Raw genomic sequence first — 11743 nt, forward strand, 5'->3', positions numbered from 1 at the left:
GGTGTATATCTGCCAAGTGCTAAATTCAATAAAGATTTTTTTATGATTTTTGCTGTCTCACAATCCTATAATATAACGCTTGATTTAAGCACTAAAAGTCTATCCGTTTACCGTATTTAATATTAAAAACCTAAAATTTACCATAACCTTATCAATTAATCAAGTTTGTTTTTTTATCCTGTAAATACCGAAATTAAAGTAGTAATAGATACTAGCAAACTACAGGTTTACTGGAATTTTACTATCTTATAAAATTATACTACTAAAAATTGGTCGAATTAGTGTATTATTAAATTAATGTCAATTAATTGCTGTTTTAGCTGAATTATTTATGTATGTGAAAACCTAAATATATGTTGATGCAAATGTTTCAATCTAGGTTGGCATTCTCTGCATCAAATCTGTTGTTCATATCTTTCTATGCAGTTTAAATCCTACTGGAGATTAAATGATTAATTTTATCTTTTACAAAATTTCTACAGCATTAAAGAGGTTTTGGTTTTCTTATGTTGTACGTCAACATAAATTCTTCTCTGTTGTACCTCTTTCTGTAGCTGGTGCTTTTATTACTGGCTTATGTCTCAGCTTGCTATTTGCCGCTTGCACAACACAGAATACAAGTAATACTACTAATGTATCTGCTAATAACTCTACTCAAAATAAAGCAACATTAGTTAGATTTGGCTATCAAAAATCAGCAATTCTCTTAAAAAGTAAAGGACTTTTAGAAAAGCGACTACAACCTGAAGGCGTATCTGTTGAATGGATTGAATTTCCGGCTGGGCCACAGCTTTTAGAAGCAATGAATGTTGGCAGTATCGATATAGGTCATACAGGAGAATCACCACCAATTTTTGCCCAAGCTGCTGGTGCTGCTATTACATACATAGCAGGAATTATCCCTAGTCCTGCTAATTCAGCGATTCTTGTGCCTCAAAATTCTGCCATCAAAACAGTCAATGACCTCAAAGGAAAAAAGATTGCTTTTCAAAAAGGTTCTAGCGCACATTATCTGCTGGTACAAATATTAGAAAAATATGGTTTGAAATATAGTGATATTCAGCCGATATATTTACCTCCAGCCGATGCGCGTGCAGCCTTTGTCAAAGGTAGTATTGATGCTTGGTCAATTTGGGATCCCTTTTATGCAGCAGCAGAAGAATCAGCTAATGCTCGTGTGTTAATTGATGGTGCAGGAATTAATAAGCAAGGAGGATATTACCTCGCTAGTCAAAAGTTTGCTAACCAGCAACCAGAAATTATTAAAGCAATTCTAGAGGAAATTCAAAGTTTAGAAACATGGTCTGCTCAAAATCGAGATGAAGTTGCGACGACTCTCGCTCCTATTTTGGGTATTGATTTGGAAACCATGAAAAAAAGTACAAATAGAAGAAACTTTGGAATTAGACCAATTACACAAGAATTAATCACTCTCCAGCAGCAAGTCGCAGATAAATTCTATGAACTAAAATTAATTCCCAAACCAATTGATGTGAAACAAGCCATGCTGACACCTGAGCAATATGCAGCTTTTTCACCTAAAACACTCAATAATTAGTATTCGTCATTATGAGCGATCGCACTGATTTACTCAATCTTCGTTATGGTATAGATGCTTTCAATGCAGAGATTCGTTGGAATGAGACTATATCTAATTTATTATCTCATCGTTCGATTCGCGCTTATTTAAGCGAGCCATTACCACCAAACACTTTAGAAACTTTAGTAGCAGCAGCGCAGTCTGCATCTACTTCTTCCAATCTCCAAACTTGGAGTTTAGTTGCTGTTGAAGACGCACAACGTAAAGAAAAGTTATCACAGTTAGCAAATAACCAAGCGCACATTCGTCAGTGTCCTTTATTTCTTGTGTGGTTAGCAGATTTAGCGAGATTAGCTTACATCGCCGAAAGTCAAGGATTACCCCATGAAGGTTTAAATTATCTGGAAATGTTTCTGGTGGCGGCTATAGATGCAGCCTTGGCAGCACAAAATGCTGTTGTCGCCGCAGAATCCTTGGGTTTGGGGACTGTTTATATCGGTGCGTTGCGGAATCACCCAGAAGCAGTCGCAGAGGTGTTGAATTTACCGCCTCATGTTGTTGCTGTGTTCGGGTTGTGTGTTGGTTATGCAGATTCATCGGTAAATGCGGAAATTAAACCACGTTTACCCCAAGCGGCGATATTGCATCGGGAGACTTATCAATTAGAAAAACAAGAACAGGAAATTGCGTTTTATAACGAAATTATGAAACAATTTTATGATTCGCAAAAGATGAATGTTCCTGGTGATTGGTCAGAACACTCAGCTAAACGAATCGCGTTTGTGGAATCTTTATCGGGACGCGACAAATTGCGACAAGTTTTGAACAATTTGGGGTTTGAGTTGCGTTAGAAGAGTGTTGTATGAAAGAAGTGATACCCACTGTCAAGACATCAAAAACACGATAAACTCACAAAATTTAAGTATTAATTATGACCAATACTAAAAAGATTAGTGATGATTTGAGTGCGGCTGGACAAATCACACCAGAGCAATTACAACAAGCTGCATCTGAGGGTTTTAAATCTGTGATAAATTTGCGATCGCCTGATGAGCAAGGTTTTTTGAGTGACGAACAGCAGCAAGCAGAAGCAGCTGGATTAAAATATGCCAATGTCCCTTTAAAACCTACAGAACCAAATCACGAGTTAACCAAGGCAGCACTTGAGGAAATTGCTGATTTACCTAAGCCGATATTAATTCACTGTGCAGCTGGTGCTAGAGCATCGGGAATTGCCTTGATTGCCAATGCGATTCAAGATGGTTTGACTGATGAGCAAATCACTCAAAAAGCCGCCGAGTTAGGAATTAGTCTAGAACAACCACACCTGAAGCAATTTTTATTGGAAAAATAACTTGCAATCCTCATGAAAATAGGTTTACAAGTCTGCAAACCAAAAGGATTTGCCTAATCTCTGCAAGCATATCAGGAATTATTAGCGATCGCACTCTACTGTCGGGCGATCGCTTTCTTATTCTCCATCAGTAACGAAATTCGCCTCTTGACTTATAAAATATGCGAAGCTAATATTTAGATTAACTAAATATTAGTATTACATCAAACTCGTGACTAGACTTACAGGAAGCACTGATTTGTCGGAATCTCCTGCTAGTAGCCCTCAAGCAGTGATTTTAGAAACGCAAGGATTGACGCGTTACTTTGGTAAAGCAGTCGCCGTCAATGATTTGAGTATCACAGTAGAACAAGGCGAAGTATTTGGCTTACTCGGCCCTAATGGAGCAGGTAAAAGCACAGCCATCAAGATGTTGACTACGCTATTGCCTCTAAGTGCAGGCAGAGCAACTATAGCTGGCTACGATGTAACTCATCAGGCTGCTGCTGTTAGAAGGCTATTTGGCTATGTACCTCAAGCACTTTCTGCGGATGGCAGTCTGACAGGGTACGAAAACCTCTTAATCTTTGCCAAGCTCTACGATATTCCTATTAAATATAGGCAAAGGCGTATCCGAGAAGTGCTAGATTTCATGGGTTTGCAAACTGCCGCCCATCGTTTAGTGCGTAACTATTCTGGTGGCATGATTCGCAAACTAGAAATTGCCCAATCTATCATGCACCAACCCAAGATTTTGTTCTTAGATGAACCGACTGTCGGGTTAGATCCCATTGCTCGGACTCAAGTATGGCAACTTGTACAGCAACTGCGTACAGATTACGGTACAACCATATTTTTAACTACTCACTTTTTAGAAGAAGCCGATAGTCTGTGTAACAAAGTGACGATTATGCAGCAAGGCCGAGTTGTGATTACAGGCGCACCCAGTAATTTAAAAGCTTCGTTGGGTAAGCCAAATGCAACCTTAGATGATGTCTTTATTCATTACACAGGCGATCAATTAACATCAGGAGTTAACTACAGTGATACAGCCAGAACCAGACGTACAGCTCAACGGTTGGGTTAAGACAAAACCTCTTTACCGCAACAATGTGATCTCTACAATTATTCAAATATTGACAAAAACTCTCGTGATTGCAGAGATGGAAGTGCGAAAACTCCGGCATGATCCTACTGATTTAGTAGTTCGAGCCGTGCAACCATCACTGTGGCTGTTGATTTTTGGACAAGTCTTTACCAAGATTCGGGCAATTCCCACAGGTGATTTACCGTATCTAGACTTCATGGCTGCGGGTATTTTAGCGCAGAGTGTGTTATTTGTAGCAATTTTTACAGGTGGGATGACACTAATTTGGGAACGAGACTTAGGAGTTGTGCATAAATTTCTTGCCAGTCCGACACCAAGAGTAGCAATGGTATTAGGTAAATCTTTAGCCTGCGGAGTGCGCTGTTTATCTCAAATATTTATTATATACGTGTTAGCACTCTTATTAGGAGTTAAACTTAATCTTTATCCCTTGGCTGTTATCCAGGTGCTATTAATTGTCCTGTTGGGTGCTGCTTGTTTTTGCGCCTTTTCTTTAATCATCGGTTGTTTAGTAAAAACCAGGGAAAGGATGACAGGAATTGGACAGTTGTTAACGATGCCTTTGTTTTTTGCTAGTAATGCCATCTATCCGATTTCCATGATGCCCAACTGGTTAAAGTTTTTGTCTCATATTAATCCTTTAACATACCAAGTTGATGCACTGCGTGGCACGATGTTAGCCAATGGAAGTAGCATATATGGCTTTGGTTGGGACTGTATAATTCTGTTGCTAACATTAGTAGGCTTGACCTTAATTTGTGGACGACTTTATCCACGGGTAGCAATGTAATTAGGAAAATAAGTTTTTCAGATTGAAGAAGGGTTAGCTTTACTAAAAAATATCTTCGAGCAAACAGAAAATAAACCTAACCCTATTCCCTTATTTCTGACTAATCGTTGTAGGAGTAATAGCTGCATATTGTTCAGGTGTCAGCACAGCTTCTTGAATATTTATAGGTTTAGGAAGCAAACCATTTTTATAGAAGTAATCAGCAACTCTTTGTTGTTCTCTGATTAACTCAGGCGAAATAGCTCTTAATCCATAGCCACGACGACTAAGTACCAAATCCATCACTGCTGGATCTAGTTTTTGATAAGGCGTAATTAATTTTGCTGTCTCTTTAGGATTAGCTTCTGCCCAGCGTTGAATTTTATCAATTTCCTCAATCACAATTCGGAGTAATTCTGGATTATCGATAGCAAATTGTTTCCTACCGATATAATATCCACCTGGAGTATCAAGTCCTTCGGCAGTTCTAATAATCCGCACCTTACCTAATTTTTCAGCCCTCGCTAAATGAGGATCGCCAGTTACCCACACTGGAATTTTGCCTTCTAAAAATGCACTACTAGCTTCTACGTTAGGTATACTTAAAACTTGAATATCTTCAGGTTTTAAACCTACATCTTCCAAAGCTCTAATTATGAAATAGTGAGAAGCAGAAGCTTTTTGAAAAACTACTTTCTGCCCCTTAATATCTTTGATGCTCTTAATAGGAGAATCGGGGGGAACTGCGATCGCACTTCCTCTACCACTTTTTTCGGTGCGTCGTGAACCAACCACATAAACAATATCAGCACCAGCCGCTTGGGCAAAGATAGGCGGTGTTTCTCCCACAGAACCTAAATCTATTTTACCCACGTTCATAGCTTCCATCAGCTGTGGCCCTTGAGCAAATTGCGCCCATTCTACTTTGATACCCAAAGGTTCTAGACGTTTTTCTAATACTCCTGTTACTCTAACTAAATCACCAGCTTGTTGATATCCCATCCGCAGCACTTTCGTCTTGATACCACTGGTAGCTGATACATTAATTGCGGTATTAGATTTTTCTGCTTGCGGGGTTGTGGGGTTGCAACTACTGAGAACCAAGGCAGTTGATAAACCCAAAAAGCCTGCTGTACCAAACCGAATAAAACGGCGGCGAGTGTTGAATATTTTAGTCATAGGTGCAATGAAATAAATAATTACTGACAGACGGTGTTGAAAGTCAAGTTAGGAGTGTAAGGAAATACAAAATCTGGACGTTTTGTTAGTCATGAGTAAGTCCTAATTCTAGTTATTAACTCCTACAGGTAAGAATCCACCTGCCTGCATTTTCCATAACTTGTAGTAAGCACCACGGCGTGCTAACAGTGTGGTATGAGTGCCATCTTCGATAATGCGACCTTGGTCAAATACCAAAATGCGGTCTAGATGGGCAATAGTAGATAGTCTATGCGCTACTACAATCACGGTTTTCCCATCCATCATTGAATCTAAAGTATCTTGGATCGCTTTTTCAGTGATGGAATCGAGGCTGGAGGTGGCTTCATCAAGAATCAGGATCGGCGCATCTTTGAGGATAACTCGTGCGATCGCAATCCTTTGTCTTTGCCCTCCAGAAAGTTTGACACCACGTTCACCCACCAAAGAATCATACCCTTCTTTAATCTGAGCGATAAAATCGTGAGCATAGGCTTGACGTGCTGCCTCAATCACTGCCTCGTCGGCCGCATCTATTCGCCCATAACGAATATTTTCTATTAATGTCCGATGGAACAGAGATGGATCTTGAGGAATCAAGCTAATTTGGGAGTGTAGGGCATCTTGAGTCATATCTTGAATATCAACCCCATCAATAAGAATCTGTCCAGATTGGGGGTCGAATTGACGCAAAATCAGATTGACGAAGGTGGATTTTCCAGAGCCAGAAAAGCCAACCAGTCCGACACGCTCTCCTGGTTGGATGGTTATAGAAAGGTTGTCAAATACTTTTTTTCCAAGTGAGTAGCTAAAATTCACCTGGCGAAACTCAATCTGTCCCTGAGTGATTGAGTGAGCGATCGCATTATCTCGATCAATAAGTTCATGGGGTTGAACAATAGTCAGAACGCCATTAGCAATATTACCGATATGTTCAAAAAATTCGAGAAACCGTTTACTTAAATTTCGGGCTTCACTGATGATTAACAGTGACAAACTGGTGGCGACAACAAAATCAGCGGCAGCAATTTTACCCTGACTCCAGAGTAAGAGCGAGTAATACAAAGTGCCAATTTTCAGGATTGCTGCTGAGATATACTGAAACCAGCGAATTCGCTCCGAGTACCAGTTAGACTTTCTCACCTCTTTGAGTTCTTGCCTTAATCGCTCATTTAAATAACGTCGTTCAAAACCCAGGCGAGCAAATAGTTTGCTACTAGTAAGATTTGTTACCGCATCTACGATGATGCCAGTTGTTTCACTTCTTGCTGCTGCGGCTCTGCGGGAGTAAATTCGGCAGCGAGTTGCCAACCAGAACGAAATACTGATGAACAGAACGGCCCACGTTCCCACGAGTGCAGCCAGAGGAGGATAGGCGCGATACAGTAAAATCGTAGCGACGATATACACGATAATTACTGCCATAAATTCACTAATTAGCATTTGCATCGTCTGTGTGACACCCAGAGAAGTTTCGCTAATTCGATGCGCCAATGAGCCTGCAAAACTGCTGCTTAGATAGCGATGGGAATGATGTTGCAAGTAAGCATATAGCGAGCGGACGATGTGCTGTCGGTGGATTGGATGGAGGATAGTCTGCAAAAGTCCAGCCGATCGCCCAAATACCACTTCACCCAAACTCAAGGCGATGAACAACATCAGAGGTTGGCTGACAGCATGAAAAATCTCCTGACTGTCCCCTGGCGATCGCGTCACACTCCGGATGATTTCGCCAATGGCATAAGGCAACATAATGCCACAAGTTGCGTGTATTACCTCCAAAATCACCATTGCCACATACCACCAGCGGAACTGGTTCACGAAATAGCAAATGAACTTAAAGGTCGTATCTGGCAAGGGTGGCGCATCGGCAGCACGTTGAAAGGATTGAGATGAACGAGGAATTTTGTTGAAAGAACGGCGATTGCGGCGTATCACTTCAGTTTCTCCCTAACATTATTACAGTTGGCAACCGACGCATGAGAATCACATTCATTCCTCTAGAAATGTAGTTATTAAATCGCTCACACAAGAAGTCTGGAACCTCTATCAGTGAAACTTCTTGAAACCCTACTTGTTGATAGAACAATTTCAAATGCTGCCACGGAATGCAGTAACAAACTTGATCGACAAGCTGCTCAGTACAAGCTTGAAGTAGCTGCGTACCAAAACCCTGATGCTGAAACGAAGCTAAAACCTGCATTCCCCTAAGCACAAAGAACCCAGTATTTGGACACAAACGTACTGCACCAACAATTCTCTCCTCCAATTGGGCAATGAATGTTAATGCTTCCTCACTCAGATCGCCCCCGTAACCACATTGTTTGTAAAAAGCTTTAATATTTTCATAATCATGCAACTTTGCTTGGCTAATTTTTAGCATATTGCTCTAAAAAATTGCTGAGTTAGCAATCCTAACGCAGAGAATCTCCCTTGCGGTATTCGGCTGTGATGTCGTCTAGCTTTTGTTTCAAATTTTCGTCGAGTTTGACTTCTGTTGCTTTGAGTGTGTCAGCTAGTTGTTCTGGACGGCTAGCACCAATGATGGGGGCAGTAATAATCGGATTAGCCAACACCCAAGCTACTGCTAAAGTAGTGAGTGACAATCCGGCGAACTCTGCAACTGTGCGTAATTCCTCAACAGTATTAAACTCGCGATCGCGCCAGTAACGTTCTTGATAACGTTCTGCGGCAGTACCCAAGGTAAAACGAGTCCCGGTGGTGGGGCCTTGAGCCTGGTTATGTTTGCCAGTAAGTAGACCACCAGCTAAAGGATTGTAAGGAATTACACCTAATCCTTCTTCTTGCGCTAAGGGCAGAAGTTCTCTCTCAATCTCGCGGAACAACAAATTGTAGCGGGGCTGAATCGAGACAAAACGAGTCAAATTTCTCACCTCGGCACGACCCAAAGCACGAGCAAGTCGATAAGCCAAGAAATTAGAAACCCCGATATAGCGTACTTTCCCAGCACGAACTATAGTATCCAATGCTTCTAGAGTTTCATCTAGAGGAGTTGAAGCATCATCAGAATGCAATTGGTACAAGTCAACATAATCAGTTCCCAATCTTTTTAGGGAAGCATCGATCGCATCTAAAATATGTTTGCGAGATGCACCTTGATCCCAAGGCGCAGTGCCAACCCGACCAACAGCCTTTGTAGCTAAGATAAAATGTTCGCGTTTACCTTTAAGCCAACGCCCAATAATTTCTTCGGTACTACCAGCCGTAGCTAATCCTCCGCCAAGCGGATAAACATCGGCTGTATCGAGAAAATTGATACCAGCTTCAGCCGCAGTATCGAGGATACGTCTGGAAGTTTCTTCATCTGTCTGCAAGCCGAAAGTCATTGTACCCAGACAGAGACGGGAAACAGTCAATCCCGTTTTACCGAGTTTAGTTGTTGGTAAAGTCATTTCTTTGAGTCTTTGCGTGAGACAAAAAAAATTTATGCAAGAGGTCTAAAATCTAGCAGTTAGTTTTTCGATATTCCGCCTCAGACAACTACAGAAGCTTGACGACGACTCTGAGAAACAAACCACTGCTGCAATTTCAATTCAGTGTAAACTTCATCAGCTATGAAATGATCCCCTTCAGGTAGTAAAGTAAAATTTACTTTACCGCCAGCTGCACGCAAGGTATCGACAATCTGCTGCGTATCTTCAACTGTCAATTTCTCGTCCTTGCCACCTTGGAATATTTGGATCGGAATTTCCTTGAGTGCAGTTAGCTGGCTGATGTCTAAAGTTTTGGGAACACGACCAGATACAGCTACCAGTCCAGCAAAACGACCAGGATGAGAAGCAGCAATGTGCCATGCCCCAGCCGTACCTAAACTAAATCCAGATAAGATGACACGGGACGGATCGATAGGCCGGGAGGCGATAAAATTATCCAACAAAGCAATTACATCTGATTCTCGCTCCACCCAAGTCTGCCCTTCAGGAAGTTGGGGTGCTAAAAAGAAGTAAGGTAAGGGGCTGGATTCATGCACAAAACGAGGTAAACCCCACTTTAGCAGTACATCTAAATCATTACCGCGATCGCGTGCGCCATGCAAAAACACAACCAAAGGTGCAGGTTTGTTAGCATCTTCAGCAACAGCTGAGAACAGATAAGGCAATAAACCAGAACGACGTTCGATAGCCATAGTTGTAATTCCTCTGTATGTTTGGTGGTCAGATCCCCGACTTCTTCAAGAAGTCAGGGATCTTGTATTCTCACAGCAAAGATTTAAGCTACTACAAGGTTTTTGTCAGCTTGTGGAGATACAAGGTTGTTCACCTTGGATTCAATCGCTGTACCCTTGAAAAAGTCGGGGTTAGCTTGGGTGTAGAACTTATAGGGATTACCGAAGACATAAGCTTTAAAGTCAGCTTCGGAAATTACTCCTTCTTGCACCAAATCCCAGCTTTCTGCTAGAGGATCTGTCAAGTCTGGTACATCCCAGTGACCGACATCGGAGGAGTAGATGGCGTTGATTTTCACACCCAAGGGATTGGCTTTGTCGTTGAATGCGGCTCCGATTGTGCGATCATCAGATTCCGAACCAAAGAAGAAAGTATTCACCCAGCGATCGCGAATATCTTCAATGCTTTCAATTCCAGCCGCCGCAAAGTCTTCTAGTTCGCTACCAACGGGTGAACGGCTGTGGCGGTTGAAGGAAGAACCTAAAACACTCTTTGTTAGTTCTTCTTTACTCAGCGTATGGGCTTCTAGGAACTCGCTACCAAAACGTGTAAACAACTCATACAACTCATTAGCATTGGTGAGTTCTGGGTTGTAATTTTGTAATCCTTTGAGACTGCGCTTGGAGAAACGGTCTACTAAATGAATGTAGACGTGTGCGCCCCAGTCTGCGCCACCTTCAAGCATAGCTACACGCAACTGTGGGAAACGCTTGGTAACACCACCAAAGAACAGTGCTTTAGCAAATGCTTGTGAACCATCAGCAAAGTGACCGATATGGTTGTTCATGTAGTTGCTGATAGAGGAGCGTCCCGTCCAACCTTGACTACCGTAATGGGTAGTAATCGGTACACCTAATTCAACGGCTTTTGCCCAGAATGGATCGTAGTCGTATTCACTATCCAAGCCGTAGAAATCAATATATGAGGCATACTTGGCGATTTCAGGGTATTGGTCTGCGGGATATTTATCTGCGATCGCCTTAATTGGCCGTTTTACACCACCAGGAATATTTGCTACTTTAAGTCCTAGTGTTTTTACAGCAAATTCTAACTCTTCAACCGCTTCTTGAGGAGTAGTCATGGGGATACCAGCTACCACCGTCAGGCGATCGCTATATTTGCGATACAAGTCAGCATGATAGTGATTTACAGCCCGTTGCAGTGCTTGGCGATGTTCTGGTCTAGCTCCAGCTGGTGCAAGAACATTATTCGGAAAGAGTACCGAATAATCTGATCCCTGTTCTGCCTGACGCTCATAAAAGAGTTCGGGCAAGGTATAAGTAGCTAAATCCAACGTATTGCGGGTAACTCTCGCCCACCAAGGAGAACGAATTGTGCGGTTGTATTGACGTTCTTCTGGGGTTTGTTGATACCAGTCTTTACCGTTAACTTTGGAATTAAGACGAGAAGATTCAGCTTTGCGTAATTCGTCTACGAGTTTGGCACCACCGTAATTAGCGATGTAATCTTCAAGTGCTGGAGTGAAATCATTGGTGTGAACGTCGGTGTCAATGACTGGATAATCTAAAGTTGCTCTAATTGCTGCGGAGCGGGAAGTTTTCAATCTGCTATATTCAGTCATGTTTTTGTCCTTGAAAAAATTACAAAT

11 protein-coding genes are annotated in these 11743 nt (G+C 41.7%); 5 read left to right on the forward strand and 6 right to left on the reverse strand.

Going from position 1 to position 11743, the window contains the following annotated elements:
* Positions 1-448: 448 nt before the first annotated feature.
* The 5 genes from ACX27_RS29770 (at position 449) to ACX27_RS29790 (ending at position 4771) form a co-directional block, all read left to right on the forward strand.
* Positions 449-1558 (forward strand): sulfonate ABC transporter substrate-binding protein, encoded by a 1110-nt coding sequence (locus tag ACX27_RS29770; RefSeq protein WP_062297847.1) that lies wholly within the window; start codon positions 449-451, stop codon positions 1556-1558.
* 11 nt (positions 1559-1569) lie between these two features.
* Positions 1570-2391 carry an NADPH-dependent oxidoreductase gene (locus ACX27_RS29775; RefSeq protein WP_062297848.1) on the forward strand — a complete coding sequence of 274 codons (822 nt, stop codon included), beginning with the start codon at positions 1570-1572 and terminating at the stop codon, positions 2389-2391.
* Positions 2392-2471: 80 nt separating this feature from the next.
* Positions 2472-2894 carry a protein tyrosine phosphatase family protein gene (locus ACX27_RS29780; protein ID WP_062297850.1) on the forward strand — a complete coding sequence of 141 codons (423 nt, stop codon included), beginning with the start codon at positions 2472-2474 and terminating at the stop codon, positions 2892-2894.
* 211 nt (positions 2895-3105) lie between these two features.
* Entirely contained in the window at positions 3106-3960 is an 855-nt protein-coding gene (locus ACX27_RS29785) for an ABC transporter ATP-binding protein (protein WP_062297851.1), read from the forward strand.
* Positions 3917-4771, forward strand: coding sequence for an ABC transporter permease (locus ACX27_RS29790; RefSeq protein WP_062297853.1), 855 nt, complete (start codon positions 3917-3919; stop codon positions 4769-4771). Before ACX27_RS29785 ends, ACX27_RS29790 begins: the two co-directional genes overlap by 44 nt.
* Before the next feature lie 90 nt (positions 4772-4861).
* Here the strand turns inward: ACX27_RS29790 and ACX27_RS29795 are convergent, their stop codons facing one another.
* From ACX27_RS29795 to ACX27_RS29820, 6 genes are all read right to left on the reverse strand, one after another.
* The gene (locus ACX27_RS29795) at positions 4862-5929 is read right to left on the reverse strand and encodes an aliphatic sulfonate ABC transporter substrate-binding protein (RefSeq protein WP_062297855.1); all 1068 of its coding nucleotides are present in this window, start codon (positions 5927-5929) and stop codon (positions 4862-4864) included.
* Positions 5930-6037: 108 nt separating this feature from the next.
* Entirely contained in the window at positions 6038-7885 is a 1848-nt protein-coding gene (locus ACX27_RS29800) for an ABC transporter ATP-binding protein (protein ID WP_235526425.1), read from the reverse strand.
* Position 7886: 1 nt separating this feature from the next.
* Complete coding sequence (locus ACX27_RS29805) at positions 7887-8330, reverse strand: GNAT family N-acetyltransferase (protein ID WP_062297857.1); 444 nt, start codon at positions 8328-8330, stop codon at positions 7887-7889.
* A 31-nt stretch (positions 8331-8361) separates the two neighbouring features.
* Complete coding sequence (locus ACX27_RS29810) at positions 8362-9360, reverse strand: aldo/keto reductase (protein WP_062297859.1); 999 nt, start codon at positions 9358-9360, stop codon at positions 8362-8364.
* 80 nt (positions 9361-9440) lie between these two features.
* Positions 9441-10094: a carboxylesterase family protein gene (locus ACX27_RS29815; protein WP_062297861.1), complete on the reverse strand. Its 654-nt coding sequence runs from the start codon at positions 10092-10094 to the stop codon at positions 9441-9443.
* Between the two features lie 83 nt (positions 10095-10177).
* A complete protein-coding gene (locus tag ACX27_RS29820) occupies positions 10178-11716 on the reverse strand; it encodes an amidohydrolase family protein (protein WP_062297863.1) in 1539 nt (512 codons plus the stop codon).
* Between the last annotated feature and the right edge of the window lie 27 nt (positions 11717-11743).

The sequence above is a fragment of the Nostoc piscinale CENA21 genome, from assembly GCF_001298445.1.
Classification (GTDB): Bacteria; Cyanobacteriota; Cyanobacteriia; order Cyanobacteriales; family Nostocaceae; genus Nostoc_B; species Nostoc_B piscinale_A.